Raw genomic sequence first — 26,921 nt, forward strand, 5'->3', positions numbered from 1 at the left:
AATCCTGGAGGGGTACGTTCCGCTGCGGGGCACGCGGGGAGAGGACGCCTGTGGACGAAGGCCTGCCGTTCGCCGGATGGCTGCGGGAGCGGCGCGTGCTCGCCGGCCTCACCCAGGCCCAGCTGGCCGAGCGCGCCGGCTTGAGCCTGCGCGCGGTGCGCAACGCCGAGCTCGGCAGCGTCCGCCGGCCCCGGCCGGAGACCGAACGCCGGCTCCGGGAAGCGCTTGCCGAAGCACCGCCGGAGCCCGTGCGGATCGGCGTCCTGGGCCCGCTCACCGTGCGGCGCGGCGATTCCCCGGTCGAGATCGGCGCCGAGAAGCAGCGCCTGCTGCTGGCGATGCTGGCGCTGCAGCCGAACCGCACGGTCCGGCGCGAGGACCTCGTCGACGTCATCTGGGACGAGTCGCCGCCGTCCTGTCTGGACCTTCTCCACACCTACGTCGCGCGGCTGCGGCGGGCGCTGCGGCCCGCCGACCCCATCGCCACCGACAAGGGCGGCTACCGGCTGACCGCCGGCGAGGACGACCTCGATCTCCTGCGCTTCGAGGCGTTCCTGGCGAAGGGCGCCCACCGCGAGGCCCTGGAGCTCTGGCGCGGGCCCGCCCTCGCCGACGTCGGACGGCTCCGGCAGCACCCCGCCCGGCTGGCCCTGGCGATGAGGCGCGCGAAGACGATCATGGCGTACGCCGAGGCCGCGGACCCCGAGGACGCGGCGGTCCAGCTGCGCGTGCTCACCGCCGAAGAACCGCTGAACGAGTCCGCGCACGCCCGGCTCATGCGGGTGCTCGCCGCGTCCGGACGGCAGGCCGCCGCGCTCGCCGTGTTCGAGGAGATCCGGCGGCGGCTGGACGGCGAGCTGGGCATCGAACCCGGCCCCGAGCTGCGCGCGGCCCAGCGGCAGGTGCTGCGCCAGGACTTCGCCGCCCCGGAGCCCCCGGCCCGCATCCCCGCCCAGCTTCCCGCGGACGTCGCCGGCTTCCGCGGCCGCACCGCCCAGCTGGCCGAGCTCGACGCCCTCCGGGACGGCGGCGGCACCGGCGCGCGCATCGCCGTCCTGTCCGGCACCGGCGGGGTCGGGAAGACCGCCCTCGCCGTCCACTGGGCCCAGCGGTCCCTCGGGGAGTTCCCGGACGGTCAGCTCTACCTGGACCTGCACGGCTACGGCACGGTCCGGCCGGTCGAGCCGGGCGACGCGCTGTCCGGGTTCCTGCGCGCCCTCGGCGTCGCCGGCGCGGACATCCCCGCCGAGCCTGAGGAGCGCGCCGCGAAGTTCCGCACCGCGCTCACCGGCCGGCGGATGGTGCTGCTGCTGGACAACGCCGGCTCGGTCGGGCAGGTCCGCCCGCTGCTGCCCGGCACGGCGTCGTGCCTGGTCCTGGTGACCAGCCGGGACGCGCTGCCCGGGCTGGTGGCACGGCACGGCGCCCGCCGCGTGCTCGTCGACCTGCTGACCGAGGCCGAAGCGCTCGACCTGCTGCGGACGCTGCTCGGCGCGCGCGTCGACGACGAGCCGGCCGCCGCCGAGGCGCTGATCGGGTATTCGGCCCGGCTGCCGCTGGCGCTGCGGCTGGTCGCGGAGCTGGCGCTGAGCCGGCCGGGCGAGCGGCTCGCCGCCCTCGCGGACGAGCTGGCCGACGAACGGCGCCGGCTCGACCTGCTCGACGGCGGCGGCGACCCGCTGACCGCGGTCCGCGCCGTCTTCTCGTGGTCCTACCGGCACCTGGCGCCCGACGCCGCGCGCGTGTTCCGGCTCTGCGGCCTGCACCCGGGCCGCGACCTGACCCCCGCCGCGATCGCCGCGCTCGCCGGCGTCGCCCTGCCGGAGGCGGACCGGCTGACAGCGACGCTGGTCCGCGCCCACCTCGCGCAGGAGACCGGCGACGACCGCGTCCAGCAGCACGACCTGCTGCGCGTCTACGCCACCGAGCTCGCCGCGCGGGACGAAGCCGAGAGCCGCGACGCGCAGGAGCGGCTGTTCGACTTCTACGTCCGGTCGGCCGCGCAGGCCATGGACGCCGTCCTACCCCAGGAACGCCACCTGCGCCCGCACGTGCCCGACCCCGACGTCAAGGTGATCGACGCGCCGGCGTGGCTGGAGGCGGAGCGTCACAACCTGTTGGCCGTCGCCGCGCACGCGACCCGGCACGGCTGGGCCGACCACCTGCGGCTGCTGTCCGGGATCCTGTGGCACTACCTGGACGTCGGTGGCTACCACGAGGAATCGCTGGTGCTGCACTCGCACGCGTCCGCGCTGGCCCACGACGCCGGCGATCGGGTGGCCGAGGCGGAGCCGCTCATCCTGATCGCGCTCGGCCACTGGCGCGTCGGCCGGTCGCGGGAAGCGCGCCGGTACCTGGAGGAGGCGCTCGTCCTCGCCCGCGAGACCGGCGACCGGCGCACCGAGATCCACGCGGTCAACACCCTCGGCCTGGTCTGCCGGGCGCTGGGCCGGTTCGCCGAGGCGATCACGTACTCGACCGAAGCCCTGGCCCTGGCCCGCAAGGCCGGCGACCGCACCAGCGAAGGCCTGGTGCTGGTGGTGCTCGGCTGCTCCTGCCGCGGCATCGGCCGGTACGGCGAAGCGCTCGGCTACCTCGAAGAAGCGCGCACCCTCGCCCGCGACACCGCCGACCGCACGAGCGAGGGCTACGCCCTGGTCAACACGGGCGACGCGCTGTCGGCGCTGGGCCGCCACGACGAAGCGGTCCGTGCGCTGGAGGAAGGACTGGAGCACTTCCGAGCCATGGGCGTGTGGGTGAGCGAGGGGTACGCGCTGGGCATCCTCGGCGACGTCGAGCACGCGCGCGGCCGGTACCCGGAAGCCGCGGCGCACCTCGAACGAGCCCTCGAAATCGCGCAGGAGACGGGAAGCCCGATGAACCGCAGCGTCGCGCTGAAGCACCTCGGCGACGTCCGGCTCGCGCAGGGCCGGCCCGACGAAGCGGCCCAGCACCTCGAAGAGGCGCTGGGCCTGGCTCGCGAATGCGGTGACCGGGGCGTGGAGTCCCGGGTGCTCAACAGCCTCGGCGCGCTCGCGGCGGCCCTGGGCGCGTCCTCGGACGCGCTCGGCTACCATCGCGAAGCCCTTGCCGTGGCGAAGGAAACAGGCTGCCGTCCCGAACAGGGACGGGCCTACCGCGGGCTCGGCGAAGTCCACTGTGGACTCGGTGAGCCGGAGACCGCGCGCGAACACTGGGAACGCTCGCTGGCCTGTTACGCCGGGGAGTGCGTGCCCGGCGCGATCCGGGTGCGGGACCGGCTGGCGGACCTGGCGTAGTGGCGTTCGTCGGCGACGAGGTCGCCTTCGAGGCGCTGGACGTCCCGGTCGAAGACGTTCGTACTGCCCGCCAAGCGGTTGCGCGGGTACGGACGGCGGCGGTACGCGTGGTCGAGCGCCCAGGCGAGCAGGACAAGGGCGGCGAGAACGGCGATGATCATGACGCTCCTCCCGGAGTGCGAAGGGCTGTTGCCTTGTAGAACGCGTAATGGAAGGTCCCGTATTCCCTGGTGGTGCGGTAAAGGTCGGCGATCCCGCGAGCCCAGCCGGCTTCGTCGGTCAGCCCCCGTGCGACGGCCGTTTCGCCGACGCCTTCGACCATCGCGATGAAGGTGTCGCGGGTGAAACCGGTGACGAGGTCCGGCTTCGACGCGTCGACGTAGACCGTCCGCGGTTCGACGGCGACGTCGTCGAAACCGGCGCCGGCGAGGAGCGGGTAAAGGCGCCGCCCGAGCAGTCCGTCGCCGCCGGCGTCGGCCTGCAGGCGGATGAGGCAGTCGATCGCGGCCTGAGCGTGCTCGCTGCGCGGGTGGAAGAACGCCGAGCCGTGGTCGCCTTCGACGACGGTGATCGTCCCGCCCGGCCGCAGCAGGGTTTTCAAGTGTGCCAACGCTTTCTCCGGCTCCGGCAGGTGTTCGAGCACGAAGCAGACGAAGAGGTGGTCCCACTCGCCGTCGAGGGCGAAGAGGTCGGCCTGGCGGAACTCGACGCCCTCGACTCTCCGTCTCGCTTGGTCGAGTGAGTCCGCGGAGACGTCGACGGCGGTGAGGTGCGCGTCCGGGCTGCGGGCCACGAGGTGGACGGTCTGCGCGCCGACGCCGCAGCCGACCTCCAGCACGCGGCTCCCGGCGGGGTAGGCCGTCCCGGCGTGCAGCAGCGCGGCGAGGGTGTCGGCCTGGTCGCCGAGGCGGCGGGCCTCGGGTTCGGTGTACCCGTGCACGTAAGTGGTGTCCATACGACCAGCGTGCTGCGACAATGGCTCGATGGACAGAGCCAAAAGCCCGCACTCGGAGGGGTCCATAGGTTCCGACTTCCTCCAGCTCGATGTCCGGGAGGCGCCGCCGGGCGGGCTGGCGGACTGGCTCGCCGTGCAGCTGCGCGCCGCCGTCGCCGACGGCCGGCTCCCGATCGGTGGCCGGCTGCCGGCGTCGCGGGTCCTGGCCGCCGAGCTGAGCGTGTCCCGCGGTGTCGTCACCGAGGCGTACCAGCGCTTGATCGACGACGGTCACGCGGCGGGCCGCGGCCGGGCCGGCACGGTGGTCGTGGCCGCGCCGGTGCTCCCACCGGCCCCCGCGCGCTTCCGGCCGCCGTCGAAGGTGATCACGCCGATGCCGGACGTCGAGGTGTTCGACGCGGTCCGCGCGGCCCCGGCCCGCATCGACCTCACCCCGGGCGTCCCGGACCTGACGGCGTTCCCGCGCGCGGCCTGGCTGCGGGCGGAGCGCGCCGTGCTGGACGAACTGGAGCCGTCGCACTTCGGCTACGGCGACCCCCGCGGCGCGCCGGCGATGCGGCTGGCGGTGTCGCACTGGCTGGCGCGCAGCCGCGGCATCCGCGTGGACCCCGGCGAGATCATCGTCGTGGCCGGCGTCGCGCAGGCGTTGACGCTGGTGGGGGAGGTGCTGCGGCAGCACGGCGTCGACGAGATCGCCGTGGAGGACCCGAGCTCACTGGGCGCGCGGCAGCACCTGCACCACTGCGGCCTGGCGACCCCGCCGGTCCCGGTGGACGCCGACGGCCTGCGCGTCGGCGAGTTGAGCGCGCCGGCGGTGCTGGTGACGCCGGCCCACCAGTTCCCGATGGGGGTGGTGCTCGGCGGCGAGCGCCGCCGCGACCTGATGCGCTGGGCGGCCGAGGGCGGCATCGTGGTGGAGGACGACTACGACGCGGAGCACCGCTACGACCGCGCGCCGGTGCCCGCGGTCCGGTCGATGCTGCCGGAGGTCTGTTACACGGGAAGCGTTTCGAAGCTGCTGGCGCCGGCGTTGCGGGTGGGCTGGCTGCTGGCGCCCCCGCGGTTCCGCGACGACCTGGTGGCGGCGAAGCGGTTCGCGGACCTGGGCAACCCGGTGCTGGCCCAGCTGGTCCTGGCCCGGCTGATGGAGACGGGCGAACTGGAGCGGCAGCTGAGGGTGGTCCGGGCCCGGCACCGCCGTCGCCGCGACGCGATGATCCGTTCTTTGGCTGAGTCCCTGCCTACTGCGGTGGTCCACGGCGCGGCGGCGGGGTTGCACTTGACGATCACGTTCGGTGCGGACCTGGACGACGTCGCACTGGCGGCCGCCGCGCTGGCGGAGGGGGTGAAGGTCCAGCCGCTGTCGTGGCACCGGCAGCGTCCGGGGCGACCGGGGTTGGTGCTCGGGTACGCGGCGCGGACGTCGACGGAGATCGCCGAGGGGGTCGCTACCCTGGGAAAGCTCCTGGTCTGACGGTTGTCTTTCGTACCCCCCGGCCGTGGGGGACCCCCGGTTTCAACGTTACCGGCAGCCACCGACAGTTCCGGGCCGGTCCAGCGGAGTTATCCACAGCCTGCTCGAACTGTCCCCAAGTCGGTGGCCCCGCGGCGGAGGTCGACGCCGTGCTCAAGGAACTGAGCCGCGCCGGCAGGGTGCACCCGCCGGCCGCCCGGCCGCCCGGCTGCGTGCGCCCCAATGCCACATTGGGTGCGCAGGACGCACCGAACGCCACATTGGGTGCGTCAGACGCACCGAACGCCACATTGGGTGCGCAGGACGTACCGAACGCCACATTGGGTGCGCAGGACGTACCGAACGCCACATTGGGTGCGCAGGACGTACCGAAAGCCACATTGGGTGCGCAGGACGTACCGAAAGCCACATTGGGTGCGTCAGACGCACCCAATGCCGCATTGGGGCGCTGGCACGTCGCCAACTAGCGGCCGCGAACTCCCCGGCCCGTCGCAGCCCGCCGAGTGTCCCCAATGACTCATTCCGGACCTCCGACGTCCTGAATGAGTCATTCAGGACATCCGAACCGGCCTTCGACCAGGCCCGCGCCCCCGCGAAACCAACCTCACCCCGGCCAGCCCGCGGCCGCCCGACCCGACTCAAGTAAAGGTTCCACAAAGGACAGTCAACGGAGTGTGATCATGCTCTCCCAGGCGATTCCGGAACTTGGTTGCCATACGCAAGCAACTTGCTTAGCCTAGCTAAGGGACTTTGCGAGCAGAAGGGTTGCACAGTGGCGGAACGCCGGACGTATTCGATCGCGGAACTGGGGCCGCGGTACAAGTGGATCGCGCTGTCCAACACGACGCTGGGCATGCTGATCGCCACGATCAACTCCTCGATCGTGCTGATCGCGCTGCCCGACATCTTCAAGGGCATCGGCATCAACCCCCTCGAGCCGGCCAACACCAGCTACCTGCTGTGGATGATCATGGGCTTCCTCGTGGTCACCGCGGTGCTGGTGGTGAGCTTCGGCCGGCTCGGCGACATGTACGGCCGCGCGAGGATGTACAACCTCGGCTTCGCCGTCTTCACCGTTTCTTCCATCATGCTGGCCGTCACCTGGTTCGGCGGTGACGCGGCCGCGCTGTGGCTGATCGGCTGGCGGATCGTGCAGGGTGTCGGCGGCGCCTTCCTGATGGCGAACTCCTCGGCGATCCTCACCGACGCCTTCCCGGCCAACCAGCGCGGGCTCGCGCTCGGCATGAACGGCGTCGCGGCCATCGCGGGTTCGTTCCTCGGCCTGGTCGTCGGCGGCGTGCTCGCGCCGGTCGACTGGAACCTGATCTTCCTGGTGTCGGTGCCCTTCGGCGTGATCGGCACGATCTGGGCGTACCTCAAGCTGCACGACACCGGCGTCCGCAAGCACGCGCGGATGGACTGGTGGGGCAACATCACGTTCGCCGTCGGCCTGATCGCCGTCCTCATCGGGATCACCTACGGCATCCAGCCCTACGGCTCGTCGCCGACCGGCTGGGGCAGCCCCATGGTCCTGAGCTGCCTGATCGGCGGCGTCGCCGTCCTGATCGGGTTCGTGGTCATCGAGATGAAGGTCGACAACCCGCTGTTCCGGCTGTCGCTGTTCAAGATCCGGTCGTTCACCTGGGGCAACATCGCCAACCTGACCGCGTCGCTCGGCCGCGGCGGGCTGCAGTTCATCCTGATCATCTGGCTGCAGGGCATCTGGCTGCCGCAGCACGGCTACACGTTCGAGCAGACGCCGTTGTGGGCGGGCATCTACATGCTCCCGATGACGGTCGGGTTCCTGCTGGCCGCGCCGACGTCGGGCATCCTCGCCGACCGGATCGGCAGCCGCCTGCTCGCGTCCACCGGCCTGCTGATCACGGCGATCACGTTCCTGCTGCTGATCATCCTGCCGGTGAACTTCGACTACTGGGCGTTCGCGGCGATCCTGCTGATCAACGGCATCGGCATGGGCATGTTCTCCTCGCCCAACCGCGCCGAGGTGATGAACAGCCTTCCGGCCGACGCGCGCGGCTCCGGCGCGGGCATGATGACGACGTTCCAGAACGCGGCGATGGTCCTGTCGATCGGCTTCTTCTTCAGCCTGATCATCTCGGGCCTGTCGAGCAGCCTCCCGGCGACGATGCACGACGGCCTGCTGGCCCACGGCGTCCCCGAGGCGGCGGCGTCGCAGGTGGCGAACCTGCCGGCGGTGGCGGTGCTGTTCGCGGCGTTCCTGGGCTACAACCCGATCCAGCAGCTCCTGGGCGGCCAGCTCTCGTCGCTGCCGCCGGACCAGGCGTCGTTCCTGACGGGCCGCAGCTTCTTCCCGAACCTGATTTCGGGCCCGTTCCAGTCGGGTCTGGCGGTGGCGTTCGGTTTCGCGATCGCGGTCTGCCTGATCGGCGCGGTGGCGTCCCTGCTGACGAAGGACGCGCGCCCGAAGAACTGCGAGTCGGTGGGCGAGGAACTGGCGGCGGTCGCCGGGGAGTCGGGCAGCGGGCCGAGCGAGCTGGTGGCCCCGGTCAGCGAACGCTGACAGTCGTTTCGGAAGCCGGGTGCCGCCCTTCCGCGGCACCCGGCTTTCGTGTTCCGGGGGAGTTTCCGTCCGGACCGGCGAGACCCAGCGGCTGGAGACAGTCGCCGACCGTCCCGAGGACGAATCCCCTGCGCTGGTGCCGTCGTCCCGTCGCCGGCCGCGGTGCGAGTCAGGCCGTGACGAGCGCGGGTTCGGCGACCTCGGCCGCCGGCGCCGTCTTCCTGTCTCGGCGCCGCGCGATGATCCGGCGCCCGACGTCCATCATCGGGACCTCGACCCAGCGGTAGAGCAGGTCGGCGGCGAGCAGCCCGACGATCGTCACGGCGACCGCGGTGAGCAGCCGGTGCGGGGCGAACTGCGGGATCGCGCCCGCGAGCGCCACCGCGACGACGCCCTGCATGAGGTAGAGCGAATACGACCGCTCCCCGATGAACCGCATCGGCCGCAGTGACAGGACCCAGGCGAGCGGCCCGCCGGCGACCAGCGACGGCACCAGCAGCGCGGCGAGCACGATGTAGATCGTGCTGGTGATCGCGCCGTTCTTGTCGCCGAGCAGCTCGCCGATCTCGGCGAAAGTGGTCTGGACCGTGATCAGCGCCGCGGCGACCACCAGACCGACGGCGGGGTGCGTGAACACCCTCAGCGCGGCGAAACCCTTGCGGTGGTGCAGCGCGATCGCCAGCGCGCAGCCGATGAGGATCGGCGAGTACGAGGTCGCGTAGGGAAGGAAAGAGATCATGGCGAGCATGGCCACGACGAGGCCGAGGGCGAGGCTCAGGCGCTTCACGAAGCCGAGCGCGCCGACGCCGAACGCGAGCAGCGGCCAGACGAGGTAGAACTTCTGCTCGACGCCGAGCGTCCAGGCCTGGCCGAACATGGTCATCTGGTGGAACTCGCCGACGAAGGCGGCGTTCCACGGAAGGGCGGCGAGGATGCCGCTGTGCCGAAGGCCCATGCCCCGGAGGTAGGCGAAGACGACGACCACGCCGAGGACGACGTAGTAGACGGGGAGGATCCGGAACGCCCGCCGGATGTAGAACTCCGCCAGCGAGATCCGGCCGTTGCGGGCTTCCTCGCGCAGGGCGAGGGTGGTGATCAGGAAGCCGGAGAGCACGAAGAACAGGTGGACGCCGATCCAGCCGTTGGCCCGCTCCCAGTTGGGTCCCCCGTAGTGGAAGACGACGACGAGCACGGCGGCGATGGCCCGGACCCCGTCGAGGGCGGTGAATCGGCGGGTGGCCAGGTACTGGTCGTGCGTCATCATCGAGTGCGACCCCTCAGGCTGCTGAACTCGCACAATGTAATCGGGCGAGCGGGTCATTCACTCTTTGGGGTGATGATTCGGACGTCGAGGCCGGTAGCGATGCTTGAGCGTGAGCGAGTCAGGCCGGCGGGCTACCGGCCGAGCGACGCGCGCTGGATCTTCACCGGGTGCGCCGGAGCGCCGTCCAGTGGTCCGTTCGGGTCGGTCGGGATGATCCCGTCCGCGACCATCCGGTCGATCGCCGACATCCCGCGAACCACGGTCCCCAGCACCGAGTAGTTGGCCGGGATGTTCGCGAAGGAATGCACGATGAAGAACTCGGACCCGTTCGTCCCCGGCCCCTGGTTCCCCATGGCGACGGTCCCGCGCGGGTAGGTCTCGGCGCCGGAAACCTCATCCGGGAACTTGTACCCCGGGCCGCCCTTCTCGACTTCGTAGATGTCCCCGCACTGAAGAACACCCAACCGAGAGGAATTCGAAAGCCGCCAGCACTGCGACCGGTCGTAGAACCGCTGCAGGATCAGCGAAACCATGTTGTGGACCGCGCAAGGCGCCGCCCCGGCGCGGTTCAACCGCACCGTCACCGGCCCGTAGTTGAACCGGAAAGTCACATCGACGGTCCCGCGAGTCAACGCCACCGGCAACGGACGCACCACAGGGCGAGCAGCCGGGTTCTCGGGCGTCGGCGTGAACGTGCACCGGACCACCGGCGAAGAGGCAGCCGAAGCCGGGACGGCGGGCACGACCAAAGCACCCAGGACAGCGACGAGAGCCAAACCCCAGCGCAGCTTCATGCCGGGGGACGTTAGCCGGTAACCGACTACTTGCGCCAGGCCGTGCGCCGCTTACGGATGTCCAGCACGAGCAGCAGGATCAGGAACAGCGAGAGGCCGACGAGCCAGACGTTCTCGGTGTTGTTCTCGTGGTTGCCCTTGATCATCACGAGCAGGATGATCGCGCTGACCCAGCCGGCGATCCGGGTGGCCTTCGGGAACGAACCGTGCCAGCCCCAGGCCGCGGACGGCTCGTCGCGGGGGTCGACCTCGGGCCGCTTCTCGACCGCCTTGCCTGCCACGATGAACTCCTCAAGACCCTTGAACCACGGACCTTCCGATGATCCCACACCTCCGGGTGCGCCGCGGAGACGCCCCGCGCGACAATGACCGGCGATGACTACCTCGCGAAGCGTTCTCGTGCTCGGCTCCACCGGGTCCATCGGCGTGCAGGCCCTGGACGTCGCGGCCCGCAACCCGCACCTCTTCCGGGTGGCCGGGATCGCGGCGGGCGGCGCCGATCCGGCCGCGCTCGCCGCGCAGGCGCTCGCCCACGGCGTCGAGGCCGTCGCCGTGACCAAGGCCACGGCCGCCGAAGACGTGCAGCTCGCGCTGTACGCCGAAGCGCAGAAGCGTGGCTACGACCAAGGCGACTTCAAGCTCCCGCGGCTCTTCGCGGGTTCGGATGCGGTCGCCGAACTGATCGACGCCGTCCGCGTCGACACCGTCCTCAACGCCCTGCCCGGCTCCCGCGGCCTCGAGCCCACGCTCAAAGCGCTCGCCACCGGCGCCACCCTCGCGCTCGCGAACAAGGAGTCGCTCATCGCCGGTGGCCCGCTCGTGCTCGCCGCCGCCAAGCCCGGGCAGCTGGTGCCAGTCGACTCCGAGCACTCCGCCATCGCGCAGGCCCTGCGGGCCGGGAGCGAAAACGAAGTCGCCCGGCTCGTCCTCACCGCTTCCGGCGGTCCGTTCCGCGGCCGCAAGCGCGCCGAACTGGCGGGTGTCACCGTCGAGCAGGCGATGGCCCACCCGACCTGGTCGATGGGCCCGCTGATCACCATCAACTCGGCCACCCTGGTCAACAAGGGCCTGGAGCTGATCGAGGCGGCGCTGCTGTTCGGCATCGAGCCGGAGCGGATCGACGTCACCGTGCACCCGCAGTCGATCGTGCACTCGATGGTGACCTTCACCGACGGCTCGACGATCGCCCAGGCCAGCCCGCCCGACATGCGGCTGCCGATCGCGCTCGCCCTGCACTGGCCCGACCGGGTGCCCGCCGCCGCCCCCGCCTGCACCTGGGACAAGGCCGCGACCTGGACTTTCGAGCCGCTGGACGACGAGGCCTTCCCGGCCGTCGAGCTGGCCCGGCACTGCGGCACCGCGGGCGGCTGCCTGCCCGCGGTGTACAACGCCGCCAACGAGGAGCTGGTCGCCGCCTTCCTGGCGCAGAACACCAGCTTCACGTCGATAGTGGACACTGTTTCCGAGGTGGTGGGAGCTGCCGACGAGTGGCGTCGCGAACCGCGCGACGTCGACGACGTTCTCGCCGCCGAGCGCTGGGCTCGCACGCGGGCCGGTTCGATCATCGAGGGGAAGTAGCGGGTGTCCTACATCATCGGTGTGGTGCTCTTCGCGCTGGGGATCTGTGTCTCCGTCGCACTGCACGAGGCCGGCCACATGGTCACCGCGAAGGCCTTCGGCATGAAGGTCCGCCGGTACTTCGTGGGCTTCGGGCCCACGGTGTTCTCCTGGCGCCGCGGGGAGACCGAGTACGGCCTGAAGTGGATCCCGCTCGGCGGGTTCTGCGACATCGCCGGCATGACCGCGCTCGACGAGGTGACGCCGGACGAGGCGCCCCGCGCGATGTGGCGGTTCAAGACCTGGAAGCGCACGGTCGTCATGTGCGCCGGGTCGGTCACGCACTTCATCCTCGGCTTCGTCGTGCTCTACCTGATGGCCGTGACGATGGGGCTGCCGAACCTGGCTCCCGCCACGACCGAACCGGTGCTGGCCGCGACGTCCTGCGCCCGGTCGACCACGACGAAGGCCGAGGCCGAGGCCACCGACCCGGCCTGCCCGGCGGGCGCGCCGACCCCGGCCAGGACGGCCGGCCTGCAGGTCGGCGACAAGGTCGTGTCGGTCGGCGGCAAGCCGGTCGCGACCTGGGACGAGATGCTCACCGCGGTGCAGGCCACCAGCGGCCCGACGGCGTTCCAGGTGCTGCGCGACGGCAAGACGCTGAACCTCACCGTCGACGTGCCGAAGGTGAAGCGCTGGACCAGCGCCGGCGTCAAGGAGGTCGGCATGATCGGCGCGTCGGCGCAGCCCCCGGCGCTGACCACGCAGTACGGCCCGGTCGCCGCGGTCGGCGCCACGTTCAGCTTCACCGGCACCATGTTCGCGGAGACCGCGCAGCGGCTCGTCGAGTTCCCCGAGCGCATCCCCGCCGTCGTCACCGCGATCTTCGGCGGCGAGCGCGACCCGAACACCCCGGTCAGCGTCGTCGGCGCGAGCCGGATCGGCGGCGAAGCCGTCGAGCGGGGCATCTGGGTGCTGTTCTTCTTCCTGCTGGCCAGCCTGAACTTCTTCATCGGCGTGTTCAACCTGCTGCCGCTGCTGCCGCTCGACGGCGGGCACATCGCGGTGGTCTGGTACGAGCGCGTCCGCGACTGGCTCCGCGCCCGGCGGGGCAAGGTGGCCGGCGGGCCCGTCGACTACACCAAGCTGTCCGGGATCACGATGGTGCTGGTGCTCATCGGCGGCGCGGTGACCCTACTCACGGTGACGGCGGACATCGTCAACCCGATTCGTCTGCAGTAGTGCCCCGCCACGGAGGGGTTCCGGCCCCTCCCTGGCGGGTCGCACGGGGCGTAACGCTGCTCACCGTGACGGTTGACATGGTGAAGGTGGCCCGGTCGGGGTAGGTACGCTGGAAACCGTGACCGTCGCACTCGGTATGCCCGCCCTGCCCCCGCCCGTCCTCTCCGAGCGCCGCAAGACCCGCCAGCTCCAGGTGGGCCCGGTCGGCGTCGGCAGCGACTTCCCGATCTCCGTGCAGTCGATGACGACGACGCTCACCTCCGACGTCAACGCGACCCTGCAGCAGATCGCCGAGCTGACCGCCGCGGGCTGCGACATCGTCCGCGTCGCGTGCCCGTCGGCCGACGACGCCGAGGCGCTGCCCGCGATCGCGAAGAAGTCGCAGATCCCGGTGATCGCCGACATCCACTTCCAGCCGAAGTACGTCTTCGCCGCGATCGAGGCCGGCTGCGCCGCGGTGCGCGTGAACCCGGGCAACATCCGGAAGTTCGACGACCAGGTCAAGGAGATCGCGCAGGCCGCGAAGGACCACGGCACGCCGATCCGGATCGGCGTCAACGCGGGTTCGCTGGACAAGCGCCTGCTCGAGAAGTACGGCAAGGCGACGCCGGAAGCGCTGGCCGAGTCGGCGCTGTGGGAGGCGTCGCTGTTCGCCGAGCACGACTTCCACGACATCAAGATCTCGGTGAAGCACAACGACCCGGTGGTCATGGTGCGCGCGTACGAGCTCCTCGCCGAGCAGTGCGACTACCCGCTGCACCTCGGCGTCACCGAGGCGGGCCCGGCGTTCCAGGGCACGATCAAGTCGGCCGTCGCGTTCGGCGCGCTGCTGCGCCAGGGCATCGGCGACACGATCCGGGTGTCGCTGTCCGCGCCGCCGGTCGAAGAGGTCAAGGTCGGCATCCAGATCCTGCAGTCGCTGAACCTCAAGCAGCGCAAGCTGGAGATCGTGTCGTGCCCGTCGTGCGGGCGCGCACAGGTGGACGTCTACACGCTCGCCGAGCAGGTCACCGCCGGGCTCGAGGGCATGGAGATCCCGCTGCGCGTGGCGGTCATGGGCTGCGTCGTGAACGGCCCGGGCGAGGCCCGCGAGGCCGACCTGGGTGTCGCTTCCGGCAACGGCAAGGGCCAGATCTTCGTCAAGGGCGAAGTCATCAAGACCGTCCCCGAGCACGCGATCGTCGAGACGCTCATCGAAGAGGCCATGCGCATCGCCGAAGAGGCGGGGGAGTCCCTCGGCGAGGGTGAGCCTGTGGTCACCGCTGGCTGAGCTGCTGACGGACGACGCTTTGGAGGCGTCGTCCGTCGTGGCCAACCGCGCGATGAACCGCGAGCGGCGGCTGGCCGGCCGTGACGGCTATTCGCGGGTCCTCGGGTTCGACATCCTGGGCCTGCCGCCGGGCGCGCACTGGCTCGACCTGTGCTGCGGCAGCGGCCGCGCGCTGCTCGACGCGGCCGCGGCCCGGCCGGACCTCGACATCACCGGCGTCGACCTGGTCGGGTACTTCGCGGCGGCCGGGCCTGTCCGGTTCGAGACGGCGTCGATCACGGCGTGGGAGCCTTCGGGCCGGTTCGACCTCGTGACCTGCGTGCACGGGCTGCACTACGTCGGCGACAAGCTCGGCGCCCTGCTGCGGGCGGCGTCGTGGTTGAGCGAAGACGGCGTGTTCGTGGCGAACTTCGACGTGTCCGGCGTCCGGCTGCCGGGCGGCACGCGACGGGTACTGGCGGCCCTGCGTGAAGCGGGATTCGCCTACGACTCACGAACGCACCGCATCCGGCGCACCGGCCCGTTCACCGGGACGCTGCCGTTCCGGTACCTCGGCGCGGACGACCGGGCCGGCTCCAACTACACGGGCCAGCCGGCGGTCCACTCCTTCTACGAGTCAGCCCTGTAGGTGGTGCTGGGCGGCGTCGCGGATCTGCAGGCGGACGTTCTCCAGCGCGGCGGCGACCTCGTCGATCTGCTGGGACGCGAGCTGGATCGAGCCCTGGATCGCGGTGGCGGTCGACGTTTCCCCGAGCAGGCCCATCACCTGTGCCTGCAGGTCTTCGAGGTCGCTCTTGGTGGCGAGCGCGATGCCGGTGGGCACCTGGTCGGCGAGCAGCTCCAGCTGCTGCGCCTGCTCTTGGATCGTCATCGGTGGTTCCTTCCGCGGTGGGGACGCACTCTCCGTGTTAGCAGAAGCGGAACTGTCGGTGGTGACGTTTACGCTGGTTTTCGTGAGCGTGACCTGGGCCGTCCGGCAGCCGCACCCGGTGGTGCGGCCGCTGGTCACGCGCTATGTCGGGTACGCGCAGGACGACGTGACGCTGCCGGTCCACCGCGGGCTGCCGTCCCGGCACGTGACGCTGGTCATCAGCCTGGCCGGGCCGATCCGGATGGCCGGGCACAGCCTCCAGGCGCTCGTCGGCGGGCTGCACACGCGCGCAGTGCTGATCCGGCAGGACCGCAGGCAGGAGGGGCTGCAGCTGGAGCTCGACCCGCTGGGCGTGCGGACGCTGTTCGGGGTCACGGCGGCGGAGCTGAGCGGCGAAGTGGTGGATCTGGCCGAGTTCGGCCTGGGGTCGCTGGCGGACCGGCTGCGCTCGCTGCCGACGTGGGGCGAGCGGTTCGCGCTGCTCGACGAAATGCTGGCCGCCCGGGCGGTGGAGCCGGTGACGCCGCCGCCCGAGCTTGGGGAGGCGTGGCGCCGGATGCGGGGCGCGGACGGCCGGGTGCGCGTCGCGGATCTCGCGGGCGAGGTCGGCTGGAGCCGTCGTCACCTGGGCGAGCGGTTCCGCGCGGAGCTGGGCCTGGCGCCCAAGCAGGCGGCGCGGGTCCTGCGGTTCGAGCGAGCCGGGCGGCTGCTGCGCCAGGGACACGCGGACCTGGCGGTGCTGGCCGTCGAGTGCGGGTTCTACGACCAGGCGCACCTGACGAACGAGTGGCGGGCGCTGGCCGGGTGCACGCCGGGGACGTGGATCGCCGAGGAGCTCCCGTTCCTCCAAGACGAGGAGGTGGCGGCGGGTCGAGACTCGCCGGCATGACTCCTGAACCGAACGTCTGGCCCGCCCTGCGCTACGACGACGCCCCGGCGGCGGTCCGTTTCCTCGTCGACGTCCTGGGCTTCACCGAGGCACTGGTGGTGCCGGAAGGGGACTTGATCGCGCACGCGGAGCTGCGCTGGCCCGAGGGCGGCGCGGTGATGCTGGGCAGCGTCCGTCCGCCGGACGGGATCCACGACGCGATGAAGCCCGGCACCGGCGCGGTGTACGTCGTGTCGGACAAAGTGGACGAGGTCTACGGGCGCGTGAAGGACTCGGGCGCGCGGATCACGGCGGAGCTGACGGACACGGAGTACGGCTCGCACACGTTCAGCCTCCGCGACCCGGAAGGGAACGCGTGGACGATCGGCACCTACCGCGGCGCTTGACCAGGGCAGGCCGACCGGTCGCCGGTCCGCGAACCGAGAGCCGCCTACTGCACCGGCCGCTCGAACGTCACCAGCAAGCCCTCGACCCCACCGGGCCCGACCCGCCCCTTCACCTCCGCCGAGGTGATCGCCTTCAGCTGCCACCCGTCCACCGCGGCGTCGTTCAGCAGCTTCTCGAGCTTCCCACCCGACATCTTCCCCCCGATGAGCTTCTCCCGGACCTCGACGACCTTGTACGTATACCGCTGCATACGCCCCATTCTCCCCGGGAACCGCGACCCCGGCCGTTCATCTCAGCGTGTCCGGGGCCTCGCGTTCCGTTCAGGCGCCGAATCTGGCACCCTGGACCCCGTGTTGCGGCTTGCAGGTGCACGGCTGCTCGATGATCGGGACTATCCGGCGGTCCGTGCCGCGCTCGCCGCCGACCCGGTGGGCAGCTGCATGGTCAGCGCCCGGGTCGAGGCTGCCGGTCTCGACCCGTGGCGGCTCGGTGGTGAGCTCTGGGCCGCCGACAGCCGTCCGGTCCGGGCCGGACGGCTCCAAGGGCTGTGCTTTTCCGGCCCCAACCTCATCCCCCTCCGCGGCAACGCCCCCGCTCTGCGCTCCTTCGCCGACCGCGCGCTGAGGAGACAACGCACCTGTTCCTCGCTCGTCGGCCCGGCCGAGCAGGTCATCGGCCTCTGGGACGAGCTCTCCGACGAGTGGGGCCCGGCGCGCGAGGTCCGTGACGACCAGCCGCTGATGGCGCTGGACTCGACGCCGCTGGTCGCGGCCGACCCGCTGGTCCGCCCCGTCCGGCCGGACGAGCTCGAGCGGTACCTGCCCGCAGCCATCGCGATGTTCATCGAGGAGGTCGGCGTCGACCCGCGCAGCGGCGACGGCGGCGCCAGCTACCGCGCCCGCGTCACCGAGCTGATCGGCGCCGGGCGCGCGTTCGCCCGGTTCGAGAACGGCGAAGTCGTGTTCAAGGCCGAGATCGGCGCGATGTCGGCGACCGTCGGGCAGATCCAGGGCGTCTGGGTGCACCCCGAACGCCGCGGCGACGGCCTCGGCACCGCCGGTACCGCCGCGGTGGTGAACCGGCTGGTCAAAGGCCTCGGCCGCACCGCCAGCCTCTACGTCAACGCCTTCAACACCCCGGCCCTCGCGGCCTACCGCAAGATCGGCTTCCAGCAGGTCGGCCAGTACGCGACGGTGTTGTTCTAGCACTCTTCCGTGGCGGCGTTTCGAGGCCGGGACACCCCCGCTGACCAGGCATCATCCCGCCATGAGTGCACGTCGACGCCGCGGTGCCCTCGCGGTGCTGCTGCTCGTCGCCGCGACCACGGCCGGGTGCTCGGGCGATGGTCCCGAGGACGCCCTTTCCGCCTTCCTCGACGCCCTCGCGTCCGGGGACGTCGCCGCCGCGGCGGCGAACACCGACTCGCCGGACGCGGCCGCGACCGTGCTGTCCCAGGTCCGCGGCGTGCTCGAGCCCGAGTCCCTGGACGTCGACGACGAAGAGGTGAAGGAGCCGGCGAACGGCGACACCGTCACCGCCGGCTACCAGCTCACCTGGCACCTGCCGCACGGCCGCAGCTGGACCTACCGCGCCGACGCCCTGCTGCGCGCGGCAGAGAACGGCTGGCAGGTGCACTGGCAGCCGACGGTCGTGCACCCGCAGCTGGCCGTCGGCCAGACCCTCGGCGTGCTGCCGCAGCTGCCCGAGACCGCGCCGGTCCTCGACCGCGACGGCGTGCCGCTGATGCGCCCGCAGACCGTGATCGGGGTGGCCGTCGACCCGCAGAAAACGGGCAACGCGAGCGCCGTCGCCGGCTCGCTCGCGAAGGCGCTGCACCGCTTCGAGCCGTCGGTCACCGGCCGGTCGGTGCTGGACGGGATGAGCAAGACCAAGCCGGGCGAGGCCTACCCGGTGATCAGCCTGCGCGCCGGCGACTACCAGCGGGTCAAGCCGGTCATCTACGACCTGCCCGGTGTCCGGTTCGTCAGCCAGGAGCGGCTGCTGCCGGTCACCCGCGGCTCCGGGCAGCAGGTCCTCCCCGGCATCCGCGCGCTGGTCGAGCAGCAGCTGGCGGGCGCGGCGGGCTGGCGGATCGTCACCCGGGGCGTCACCGGCGGCGAAGTCTCCGAGCTCAAGGCCGAGCCGCCGCGTCCGTCGCCCGCGGTCACCAGCACGCTCAGCACGCGGATCCAGGCCGTCGCCGAGAAGGCACTGGAGACCGAGCCGTACCCGGCCGCGCTGGTGGCGATCCAGCCGTCCAGCGGGGACATCCTCGCCGTGGCGCAGAACCGGGCCGCCGACGACGAGGGCTCGCTGGCCCTGTCCGGCCGCTTCCCGCCCGGGTCGACGTTCAAGATCGTGACGGCGGCGGCCGCGCTGTCGGCGGGCGACGTCGAGGCCGGCAGCCCGGTCGACTGCCCCGGCACCACGACGATCGAGAACCGCGTCATCCCGAACGAAGGCCGGTTCGACCTCGGCCGCGTCCCGTTGACGACGGCGTTCGCGCGCTCGTGCAACACGACCTTCGCCCGGCTCGCCGCCGGGCTGCCGTCGTCGGCGCTCACCGACGCCGCCCGTTCGTTCGGGATCGGCGCGGACTTCGTCGTCCCCGGCCTGACCACGGTCACCGGTGCGGTCCCGGCGAGCGACTCGGCCGTCCAGCGGGCCGAGAACGGCTTCGGCCAGGGCACGGTGGTGACCAGCCCGTTCGGCCTGGCCCTGGCCGCGGCCACGGTGCAGGCCGGGAAGGTGCCGACGCCGTCGATCGTCAAGGGCCTGCCGGCGACCACGCAGAACGTCGGCGACCCGCCGTCGGACGACGTCCTGGGCGCGCTGCGCGGGATGATGCGCGAGGTCGTCACCGCGGGGACCGCGACCGGGCTGCGGGACATCCCCGACGTCGCGGGCAAGACCGGCACCGCGCAGTTCGGCGACGGCTCCCGCTCGCACGGCTGGTTCGTCGGTTACCGCGGTGACCTGGCGTTCGCCGTGCTGCTGACCGAGGCCGGGTCGTCGAAACCGGCGGTGCAGGCCGCGCACCGGTTCCTGGCGGGGGTCGGCTGAAGGGGCCGTCGTAAGGTGGAGGCATGTCCGTTCGTGCCCCGCTGGTTCCCGGCGTCCAGACGCCGCGCCGTGACGTCCCCAGTTCCATCGCCCGTCCCGAGTACGTGGACAAGCCGGCGCCGAAGCGGGACACCGGCAACGGCGTGCGCACGCCCGAGGTGATCGAGGCGATGCGGATCGCGAGCCGCATCGCGGCACAGGCCCTGGAAGAGGGCGGCAAGGCGGTCAAGCCGGGTGCCACCACGGACGACATCGACAAGGTGGTGCACGAGTTCCTGCTCGACCACCGCGCCTACCCCTCGACGCTGGGCTACCGCCGGTTCCCGAAGTCGTGCTGCACCTCGCTCAACGAGGTCATCTGCCACGGCATCCCGGACTCGACGGTGATCGAGGACGGCGACATCTGCAACATCGACGTGACGGCCTACATCGGCGGCGTCCACGGCGACACGAACGGGACGTACCTGGCCGGCGACGTCTCCGAGGAGGCGCGCCTGCTGGTGGAGCGCACCCGCGAGGCGACGATGCGGGCGATCAAGGCGGTCCGGCCGGGCCGGCAGCTCAACGTGATCGGCCGGGTCATCGAGGCGTACGCGAAGCGCTTCGGCTACGGCGTGGTCCGCGACTTCACCGGCCACGGCGTCGGCCCGGCGTTCCACACGCCGCCGACGGTGCTGCACTACGAAGAGCCCTCCGTCGACACGATCATCGAGGAGGGCATGACCTTCACGATCGAGCCGATGATCACCCTGGGCACCATCGACTACGACATCTGGGCCGACGACTGGACCGTCACCACGAAGGACAAGAAGTGGACGGCCCAGTTCGAGCACACCCTCGTGGTGACGGCCGACGGCAGCGAGATCCTCACGCTGCCGTGAGTCAGTGGCTCGTGGCCCGCTTGTAGCAGCGCACCGAAAGCGGCACGAACACCGCCAGCAGCACCACGATCCACAGCACCGAAGCCAGCACCGCGTGCTGCATCGGCCAGACGTCGTGCGGGGCCATCGCCGCGCTCGTGTTGCCGAACAGCTCCCGGGCCGCCTGCGTGATCGCCGAGACCGGGTTCCAGTCCGCGATCACCCGCAGCGGCGTGGGCAGCCGCGCGCTGTCGACGAACGTGTTGGCCAGGAACGTCAGCGGGAAGATCGCCACGCTCGCGACGTTGTTGAACACCTCGGGCTTGCGCACGGCCAGGCCGAGCGTCCCCATCACCCACGACAGCGCGTACGCGAACGCCAGCAGCAGGAGCACCCCGCCCAGCACCTCGAAGACGCCGGTGTGCACGCGCCAGCCGACCAGCAACCCCACGAGTCCCATGATGAGCAGGCTCGTCACGTTGAGGATGAGGTCGGCGGTGGTCCGCCCGATCAGCACCGCGGCCGGTGACATCGGCAGCGAGCGGAACCGGTCGATGATGCCCTTCTGCAGGTCGTCGGTCAGCCCGTAGCCGGTGACGATGCTGCCCATCGCCACCGCCAGGGTGAAGATCCCCGGCAGCATGAACTCGCGGTAGGAGATCCCGGGGATGTCGATCACGCTGCCGAACACGAAACCGAACAGCAGCACGAACATCACCGGCATGAACACGATGGACCCGAGCAGGTCCATCGACCGGAGGATCTTGATCGAGTTGCGCTTGGCGACGGTGACGCCGTCGGTCACAGCCATCTGCACCGCGTTCATCACACGGCCTCCTTCGCGGTCTCGGTCACGTCATGACCGGTGAGAGTGAGGAAAACGTCGTCGAGGGTGGGGCGGCGGACACCGACGTCGCGGACTTCGACGCCGTCGGCGGCGAGCCGTGCCAGCGCTTCGGTAAGCGCTTTCGCGCCGTGGGTCACGGGCACCGTGAGCCGGAAGCCCTCGGCCTGCGGCTCGCCGCTCGCGAGCCCGGCCAGGGTGCGCCGGGCGGCCGCGAGGTCGTCGTGCGTGCCGACGGTCAGCTCGATCCGTTCGCCGCCGACGAGGTCCTTGAGCTCGTCCGAAGTGCCGCGGGCGATCACGCGCCCGTGGTCGATGACGGCGATGCTGTCGGCCAGCCGGTCGGCCTCTTCGAGGTACTGGGTGGTGAGCAGCAGCGTGGTGCCGTTCGCGACCAGTTCGGTGATGACGTCCCACAGTTCGGTGCGAGCACGAGGGTCGAGGCCGGTGGTGGGCTCGTCGAGGAACAGCACCGGCGGGTTCGCGACGAGCGCGCCGGCCAGGTCGAGCCGGCGCCGCATGCCGCCGGAGTAGCCCTTGACCGGCCGGTCGGCGGCGTCGCCCAGGCTGAACCGGGCCAGCAGCTCCCGGCCGCGCGCCTTGGCCCGCTTGGTGCCGAGGTGGTACAGCCGGCCGACCATCTCGAGGTTTTCGGCCCCGGTCAGCTCGAGGTCGACGGCGGCGTACTGCCCCGACGCGCCGATGTGCGAACGCAGCTGGTGCGCGTCCTTGACGACGTCGAACCCGGCGACCGTCGCCCGGCCCGCGTCGGGCTGCTGCAGCGTCGTGAGGATCTGGACGGTGGTGGTCTTCCCGGCGCCGTTCGGCCCGAGCACGCCGAGCACCGTGCCTTCGGGCACCGCCAACGTCATCCCGTCGAGCGCGGTGACCTTCCCGTACTTCTTGACCAGTCCCTCGGCCACGATGGCGTCTGACATGGATCTTCCCCTTTGCGTGTGCGGAGTCTTCAGGCGCGGCGGATGACGATGTCGCCGGTGTAGGTGTGGGCCTTGACCTCGACGGTCTCGGTGCTGCCGTCGGGCCCGTCGGTGGCGCTGAGCGTGTTGCGCACGGAGCCGGTCAGGGAGTTGAGCTCGAGCCACGCGGCGCTGCCCTCGCGGATGCCGACCTCGATCTCGCCGACGGCGGTCTCGACCACGACCCGGTCGCGCATGACCTCGCCGAGCCGGATGTCGCCGGAGGCGGTCTTGGCGTGCACGCCCGCGTGGGCGACGTCGACGAGGATGTCGCCGTTGGCGGTGTTGACGCGCAGGTCGCCGGTCACTTCGCCGACGCGGGTCTCGCCGTTGGAGTTCTTCAGCACGGCGGTGCCGTCGATCTCGCGGATCCGCAGCTCGCCGGAGCCGGTGTGGACCTCGGCGTGCCCGGTGGCGCGGTCGACGGTGACGTCGCCGGTGGCGGTGTTCGCCTCGACGGTGGCGGCTTCGTCGAGGTGGATGTCGCCGACGGAGGTCTTGAACCGGCTGGTGCCGATGCGGCCGCCGACGCGGAAGTCGCCCATCGCGGCGGTGCCCTGGATCTGCGAGCCGGCGGGCAGCTCGACCGTGATGTGCAGGGCGCCGGCCTTGCCCCAGAGCTTGGTGACGTACTTCGGGCCCTTGACCAGCAGCTCACCGTGGGCGAACTCGACGCGGGTCCGGGCCACGGCCTTGACGTCCTCGCTGTCGGCCGGGTCGGCCGGGGTGACCTCGACGGTGGTCTCCGCACGCTCGCCGGCGACGATCCGGACGTCCGCGACGCTCACGTCGATCGTGGCCGCGATCGGTTCGGGAGTGGGGAAAACAGGCATGGCTGCGCCCTCCTGGGGTGCTCGGGTGGCGTCTCCGCAGGTCGGAGACGTGAAGAAAAGGGAGTTACTGAACCCAGCCGGTGTACTTCTCGCCGAAGGCGGAGCGGCGCTGGGACGGCTGGGTCTTGCCGGGGCCGAGCGCGCCGCTCGCGGCCCGGACGAGCCAGGCGTTGATGGAGATCCGGTCCCGGCCGGCGGCTTCTTCGACGCGCTGCTTGAGCTGCTCGGGCAGGCGCAGGTTGATCCGCGCGACGGCGCCGTCGTCGGGCTCGGGCGGAGGCGGCGGCGCTTCGGCGGGCGCCGGTTCGGGTGTGGGGGGCAGCGAAACGGCGAACTCGGCGTCACGGCGGCGAAGGCGTACCTCGACGGAGCCGGGCGCGAGGTCGCGGGTGATCTCGTCGGCCGCGGCCGAAAGCGCGTCGAGCAGGGTGAGCCGGATCGCCGATTCGAGCGGCGCGGTGAGCCGCTCCGCGAGGGCGACGGCTTCCTCGCCCGCCGCTTCGGCGGCGACCGCGAGCTCCCGGCGGAGTTCGTCCACGAAGGGCGTCAGGTCCATGGCATTACTGTGGCACCACGATGGCACCACGACAACCCTGAAATGGCACCCTTAAGGGTCGAAAGTGGTGCCATTTGCTTCGAATGTGCAGGTCAGGACCCAAGCGCCCCAATGTGGCCTTCGGTGCGTTCAACGCACCCAAGGGGCCCTTCGGTGCGTTGAACGCAACCAAGGCCGCCTTGGGGCGTTCGGGTCAGGCGCGCTCGACGCGCTCCAGGAGTTCGTCCAGGAAGCCGCAGGCCTCGGCGGCGGCGCGGTCGGGGTCGCGCTGGGCAATGGCCTCCGCGAGGCCTTCGTGGCCGATCTCCGGCACGTGGCCGACGCCCGGTGTGATGCTCGACGTGGCCGCGACGCTCGCCGTGATGACCTCGGTCAACCCGCGGTGGAGCTCGGTGAGCAGGCCGTTGTGCCCGGCGCGGACGACCGCCGTGTGGAACTCGGCATCGGTGCGTGCGAAGTCTTCCCAGCGCCGTTCGCGCAGCTCCGTCTCGCGACGGGCCAGCAGCGACCACAGCTCCGCGACCTCTTCTTCGGTGCGCGACAAGGCGGCCAGCCGGGCGCCTTCGGCTTCGAGGGTGCGCCGGACCTGCAGCACCTCGCGCAGCTCCGAGCCGCAGAGCCGGCGGATCGCGCCGGACACCTCGCTGGTGGCGCGCACGTACGTGCCGTCGCCCTGGCGGACTTCGAGCAGGCCCGTGTGGGCGAGCGCGCGCACGGCTTCGCGGATGGTGTTGCGCCCGACGCCGAGCTGGTCGCCGAGCTCGGTTTCGGTGGGGATGCGCTCGCCGAGGGGCCATTCGCCTTCCGCGACCGCGGTCCGCAGCTGCTCGATGACCTGGTCGACCAGGCCGGCCCGCCGGGTGGTGGCCAGAGGCACAGGAGTTATCCCTTCATCCAATCATCCTACGTATGCGATAGTAGCGGTCATGCGCGTCGAACACCGTGAATCCGGCCTGGAACCCGAACTGGACGGGGCCGTGGAGATCCGGACGCCGGGCGTGGTCACCGCCGGTGCGCTGCTCGCGGTCGCGGTGGTGCTCACCGCCCTCAACCTGCGCCCGGCCATCACCGGGGTCGGGCCCATGCTCGCCGAAATGCGCGCCGACCTGGGCGTCTCCGTGGTCTGGGCGGGTGTGCTCACGACGTTGCCGACGCTCTGCTTCGCCGGTGCCGGGCTGGCCGCGCCGCTGCTGGCCCGCCGCGCCGGGGTGGGCGCCGCCATCGCGCTCGCGCTGGCCGCGCTCGCGGCCGGACTCGTCCTGCGCGTCCTCGACGGCCCGGCCGTGGTGCTCGGCGGGACGCTCGTCGCGACCGCCGGGATCGCCCTGATCAACGTGCTCATCCCGGTGGTCATCAAGGACTCCTTCCCGGCCCGCATCGGCGTCATGACCGGCGTCTACACCGCGGCTCTGCAGGGCGGCGGTGCTCTCGGGTCGGCGGTGACCCCGCAGCTCGGCGACGCGTTCGGCGGCTGGCGCCTCGCCCTCGGCGCCTGGGCGGTGGTGGCCGTCGTCGCGCTGGTCGCGTGGATTCTCGCAGCCCGCGGGACCGGCCGGGCACCGCGTCACACCGACGCCGCCGACGCCGGCCGGTCGCTGCTGCGCAACCGCCTCGCCTGGGTCGTCACGATCTTCTTCGGCCTGCAGGCGTTCTACGCCTACGCCGCGATGGGCTGGTTCCCGCAGGTGCTGATGGACGCCGGGGTGCCGCGCGACCAGGCCGGCCTGCTGTTCGGCCTGGTTTCGCTCATCGCCGTGCCGATCAGCCTCTTCGTCGCGCCGATGGCCGCTCGCCAGCGCGGCCAAGGCTTGTGGATCATCGCCCTCGGCGTCGTCGGCTTCGCCGGGACGACCGGGCTGATGCTCGCGCCGTCGTGGTCGCCGCTGCTGTGGAGCCTGCTGGTCGGGCTCGGGATGAGCGTGTTCTCCCTCGCCCTGACGGTGATCGCGCTGCGCGCCCGGACCGGCGCCGACACCGCCCGGCTGTCCGGCATGGCGCAGGGCTTCGGTTACCTCTTCGCGGCGCTCGGGCCGTTCCTGTTCGGCCTGCTGCACGACGTCGCGGGCGGCTGGCAGGTCCCTCTGGCGATGCTGCTGGCCCTGCTGCTGGTCCAGATGGTGTTCGGCGCGCTCGCCGGCCGCCGCCGGTTCGTCTGACTTCTACTGCGCCGTTCGTCAAGAATCCGACCATAGTCACGGCCGGATGGCTTGCGTGGCAACGGTTGCCTGCCGCTCGGGGGCCGGCCTACTTTTGGTCGGATTCTTAACTGTTAACGCCGTTCGCCGGAGTCGGGGCCGCTTAAGATCACCGGATGGCCGTGCCGTCGCCGGACCTCGGGACGTTGCTGCGCGAGGGCCCGTTCGACGCCGCCCTGCGCGCGGCCATCCGCGCCCGCGGCCTGAGCCTGGACCGGCTGCGCGAGCACCTGCGGACGCGCGGCGTCACGGTGACGACGGCGACGTTGAGCTACTGGCAGTCCGGCCGCAGCCGCCCCGAGCGGCACGACTCGGTGCGCGGGCTGCGTCAGCTCGAAGACGTCCTCGAAGTGCCGCCGGGTTCCCTCGTCGCGCTGCTCGGGCCGCCGCGGGTGCGCCGGTCCGCGCCCGCGGAGATCGGCCGGTTCTGGCCGGACGGCCGGCCCATCGACGCCGCCGTGTCCGATGTGGACATCCGGTGGGACGAGCGGCTGACCCGGCTCAGCCAGCACGACGTCGTCCTCGTCGGTCCCAGTTGCGAGGAGCTGGAGATCCGGTCGCGGCAGGTGCTGCGCGCCGAAGCCGACGGCCCCGACCGGTGGGTGGTGATCCTGCACCTCGACGAGCACGACCGGCCGCTGCCGGAGCTGCGCGACCTGCGTGGCTGCCGAGCGGGCCGTCGTGTCCTCCGGCCGGGAGACGGCCTGCTCGTCGTCGAACTGCTCTTCGGCAGGCCGCTCCTGCGTGGCGAAACGGTGCTCACCGAACACGCGCTCGTGAATCGCGCGCCGCACCCGGTCGCGACGAACTACGAACGCAAGTTCCGGCTCCCGGTCCGTGAATACGTGCTCGAAATCCGGTTCTCGCCCGAGGCGGTTCCGTCGGTGTGCCGCCGGTTCGCGGAGCCGGGCGAAGACGCCGACGTCATCCCGGAATCCGGTGCGGTGCACGGGGTCGCGCTGAACTTCGGCCCCGGCCGGTACGGGTTCGAATGGGACTGGCCCGCCAGTTAACTGTTAAGGACTTACGGATCTTCAAATCGGTGATCCACCCGTTTTACGGTCTGCGCA

At 71.5% G+C, this 26,921-nt stretch carries 27 protein-coding genes; 15 read left to right on the forward strand and 12 right to left on the reverse strand.

All coding sequences use genetic code 11. From position 1 onward, the window contains the following. Positions 1-50: 50 nt before the first annotated feature. On the forward strand, positions 51-3,278 hold the full coding sequence (locus AB0M59_RS47635) for a tetratricopeptide repeat protein (protein WP_364629045.1): 3,228 nt from the start codon (positions 51-53) through the stop codon (positions 3,276-3,278). Here the strand turns inward: AB0M59_RS47635 and AB0M59_RS47640 are convergent. After that, on the reverse strand, positions 3,215-3,439 hold the full coding sequence (locus AB0M59_RS47640; protein ID WP_364629048.1) for a hypothetical protein: 225 nt from the start codon (positions 3,437-3,439) through the stop codon (positions 3,215-3,217). The two genes, AB0M59_RS47635 and AB0M59_RS47640, sit on opposite strands and share 64 nt — an antisense overlap. Further along, a complete protein-coding gene (locus tag AB0M59_RS47645) occupies positions 3,436-4,233 on the reverse strand; it encodes an L-histidine N(alpha)-methyltransferase (protein ID WP_364629050.1) in 798 nt (265 codons plus the stop codon). Before AB0M59_RS47645 ends, AB0M59_RS47640 begins: the two co-directional genes overlap by 4 nt. A gap of 28 nt (positions 4,234-4,261) precedes the next feature. On the opposite strand from AB0M59_RS47645, the gene AB0M59_RS47650 reads away from it, so the two are divergent. From AB0M59_RS47650 to AB0M59_RS47660, 3 genes are all read left to right on the forward strand, one after another. Further along, positions 4,262-5,707 (forward strand): PLP-dependent aminotransferase family protein, encoded by a 1,446-nt coding sequence (locus AB0M59_RS47650; RefSeq protein ID WP_364629052.1) that lies wholly within the window; start codon positions 4,262-4,264, stop codon positions 5,705-5,707. A 149-nt stretch (positions 5,708-5,856) separates the two neighbouring features. Next, positions 5,857-6,174: a hypothetical protein gene (locus AB0M59_RS47655; RefSeq protein ID WP_364629054.1), complete on the forward strand. Its 318-nt coding sequence runs from the start codon at positions 5,857-5,859 to the stop codon at positions 6,172-6,174. A gap of 305 nt (positions 6,175-6,479) precedes the next feature. Further along, positions 6,480-8,249 carry an MFS transporter gene (locus AB0M59_RS47660; protein WP_364629057.1) on the forward strand — a complete coding sequence of 590 codons (1,770 nt, stop codon included), beginning with the start codon at positions 6,480-6,482 and terminating at the stop codon, positions 8,247-8,249. 169 nt (positions 8,250-8,418) lie between these two features. Here AB0M59_RS47660 and AB0M59_RS47665 read toward each other — a convergent pair whose 3' ends face one another. The 3 genes from AB0M59_RS47665 to AB0M59_RS47675 form a co-directional block, all read right to left on the reverse strand. Further along, positions 8,419-9,513, reverse strand: coding sequence for an acyltransferase (locus AB0M59_RS47665; RefSeq protein ID WP_364629060.1), 1,095 nt, complete (start codon positions 9,511-9,513; stop codon positions 8,419-8,421). A 131-nt stretch (positions 9,514-9,644) separates the two neighbouring features. Beyond that, positions 9,645-10,307, reverse strand: a complete 663-nt coding sequence (locus AB0M59_RS47670; RefSeq protein WP_364629062.1) for a peptidylprolyl isomerase — start codon at positions 10,305-10,307, stop codon at positions 9,645-9,647. A gap of 26 nt (positions 10,308-10,333) precedes the next feature. Beyond that, positions 10,334-10,588 (reverse strand): DUF2631 domain-containing protein, encoded by a 255-nt coding sequence (locus AB0M59_RS47675; RefSeq protein WP_364629065.1) that lies wholly within the window; start codon positions 10,586-10,588, stop codon positions 10,334-10,336. A gap of 94 nt (positions 10,589-10,682) precedes the next feature. On the opposite strand from AB0M59_RS47675, the gene dxr reads away from it, so the two are divergent. The 4 genes from dxr (at position 10,683) to AB0M59_RS47695 (ending at position 15,004) form a co-directional block, all read left to right on the forward strand. After that, complete coding sequence (gene dxr, locus AB0M59_RS47680) at positions 10,683-11,885, forward strand: 1-deoxy-D-xylulose-5-phosphate reductoisomerase (RefSeq protein WP_364629068.1); 1,203 nt, start codon at positions 10,683-10,685, stop codon at positions 11,883-11,885. Between the two features lie 3 nt (positions 11,886-11,888). Next, entirely contained in the window at positions 11,889-13,106 is a 1,218-nt protein-coding gene (locus AB0M59_RS47685; RefSeq protein WP_364629071.1) for a site-2 protease family protein, read from the forward strand. Positions 13,107-13,224: 118 nt separating this feature from the next. Further along, complete coding sequence (ispG, locus tag AB0M59_RS47690; protein ID WP_364380666.1) at positions 13,225-14,376, forward strand: flavodoxin-dependent (E)-4-hydroxy-3-methylbut-2-enyl-diphosphate synthase; 1,152 nt, start codon at positions 13,225-13,227, stop codon at positions 14,374-14,376. Then, positions 14,351-15,004 carry a class I SAM-dependent methyltransferase gene (locus AB0M59_RS47695; RefSeq protein WP_364629072.1) on the forward strand — a complete coding sequence of 218 codons (654 nt, stop codon included), beginning with the start codon at positions 14,351-14,353 and terminating at the stop codon, positions 15,002-15,004. The genes ispG and AB0M59_RS47695 overlap by 26 nt, the downstream gene beginning before the upstream one ends. Here AB0M59_RS47695 and AB0M59_RS47700 read toward each other — a convergent pair. Then, positions 14,993-15,247: a hypothetical protein gene (locus AB0M59_RS47700; protein WP_247062465.1), complete on the reverse strand. Its 255-nt coding sequence runs from the start codon at positions 15,245-15,247 to the stop codon at positions 14,993-14,995. The genes AB0M59_RS47695 and AB0M59_RS47700 overlap by 12 nt on opposite strands. An 82-nt stretch (positions 15,248-15,329) precedes the next feature. Here AB0M59_RS47700 and AB0M59_RS47705 point away from each other — a divergent pair, with 82 nt between their 5' ends. Continuing rightward, positions 15,330-16,136, forward strand: coding sequence for an AraC family transcriptional regulator (locus tag AB0M59_RS47705; protein ID WP_364629074.1), 807 nt, complete (start codon positions 15,330-15,332; stop codon positions 16,134-16,136). Further along, entirely contained in the window at positions 16,133-16,522 is a 390-nt protein-coding gene (locus AB0M59_RS47710; RefSeq protein ID WP_364629077.1) for a VOC family protein, read from the forward strand. Before AB0M59_RS47705 ends, AB0M59_RS47710 begins: the two co-directional genes overlap by 4 nt. 44 nt (positions 16,523-16,566) lie before the next feature. Here the strand turns inward: AB0M59_RS47710 and AB0M59_RS47715 are convergent, their stop codons facing one another. Next, complete coding sequence (locus AB0M59_RS47715) at positions 16,567-16,773, reverse strand: DUF4177 domain-containing protein (RefSeq protein WP_364629080.1); 207 nt, start codon at positions 16,771-16,773, stop codon at positions 16,567-16,569. Positions 16,774-16,873: 100 nt separating this feature from the next. On the opposite strand from AB0M59_RS47715, the gene AB0M59_RS47720 reads away from it, so the two are divergent. The 3 genes from AB0M59_RS47720 (at position 16,874) to map (ending at position 20,467) form a co-directional block, all read left to right on the forward strand. Beyond that, positions 16,874-17,728 carry a GNAT family N-acetyltransferase gene (locus AB0M59_RS47720; RefSeq protein ID WP_364629082.1) on the forward strand — a complete coding sequence of 285 codons (855 nt, stop codon included), beginning with the start codon at positions 16,874-16,876 and terminating at the stop codon, positions 17,726-17,728. 61 nt (positions 17,729-17,789) lie between these two features. Next, a complete protein-coding gene (locus AB0M59_RS47725; RefSeq protein WP_364629084.1) occupies positions 17,790-19,586 on the forward strand; it encodes a penicillin-binding transpeptidase domain-containing protein in 1,797 nt (598 codons plus the stop codon). Between the two features lie 23 nt (positions 19,587-19,609). Beyond that, the gene (map, locus tag AB0M59_RS47730) at positions 19,610-20,467 is read left to right on the forward strand and encodes a type I methionyl aminopeptidase (RefSeq protein ID WP_364629086.1); all 858 of its coding nucleotides are present in this window, start codon (positions 19,610-19,612) and stop codon (positions 20,465-20,467) included. A gap of 1 nt (position 20,468) precedes the next feature. Here the strand turns inward: map and AB0M59_RS47735 are convergent, their stop codons facing one another. From AB0M59_RS47735 to AB0M59_RS47755, 5 genes are all read right to left on the reverse strand, one after another. Then, positions 20,469-21,272: an ABC transporter permease gene (locus AB0M59_RS47735; RefSeq protein WP_364629089.1), complete on the reverse strand. Its 804-nt coding sequence runs from the start codon at positions 21,270-21,272 to the stop codon at positions 20,469-20,471. Continuing rightward, positions 21,272-22,228, reverse strand: coding sequence for an ATP-binding cassette domain-containing protein (locus tag AB0M59_RS47740; RefSeq protein ID WP_364629092.1), 957 nt, complete (start codon positions 22,226-22,228; stop codon positions 21,272-21,274). The genes AB0M59_RS47735 and AB0M59_RS47740 overlap by 1 nt, the downstream gene beginning before the upstream one ends. A gap of 29 nt (positions 22,229-22,257) precedes the next feature. Continuing rightward, positions 22,258-23,100 (reverse strand): DUF4097 family beta strand repeat-containing protein, encoded by an 843-nt coding sequence (locus AB0M59_RS47745; protein ID WP_364629093.1) that lies wholly within the window; start codon positions 23,098-23,100, stop codon positions 22,258-22,260. Positions 23,101-23,164: 64 nt separating this feature from the next. Next, a complete protein-coding gene (locus AB0M59_RS47750) occupies positions 23,165-23,656 on the reverse strand; it encodes a toxin-antitoxin system HicB family antitoxin (RefSeq protein WP_364629096.1) in 492 nt (163 codons plus the stop codon). Between the two features lie 193 nt (positions 23,657-23,849). Further along, the gene (locus AB0M59_RS47755) at positions 23,850-24,533 is read right to left on the reverse strand and encodes an FCD domain-containing protein (protein ID WP_364629099.1); all 684 of its coding nucleotides are present in this window, start codon (positions 24,531-24,533) and stop codon (positions 23,850-23,852) included. 49 nt (positions 24,534-24,582) lie between these two features. Between AB0M59_RS47755 and AB0M59_RS47760 the strand changes: the two genes are divergently transcribed. After that, positions 24,583-25,812 (forward strand): MFS transporter, encoded by a 1,230-nt coding sequence (locus AB0M59_RS47760; RefSeq protein ID WP_364629101.1) that lies wholly within the window; start codon positions 24,583-24,585, stop codon positions 25,810-25,812. Between the two features lie 155 nt (positions 25,813-25,967). Further along, positions 25,968-26,864 (forward strand): XRE family transcriptional regulator, encoded by an 897-nt coding sequence (locus tag AB0M59_RS47765; RefSeq protein ID WP_364629104.1) that lies wholly within the window; start codon positions 25,968-25,970, stop codon positions 26,862-26,864. Positions 26,865-26,921 lie beyond the last annotated feature (57 nt).

This window comes from Amycolatopsis sp. NPDC051371, from assembly GCF_040682155.1.
Taxonomy (GTDB): Bacteria; Actinomycetota; Actinomycetes; order Mycobacteriales; family Pseudonocardiaceae; genus Amycolatopsis.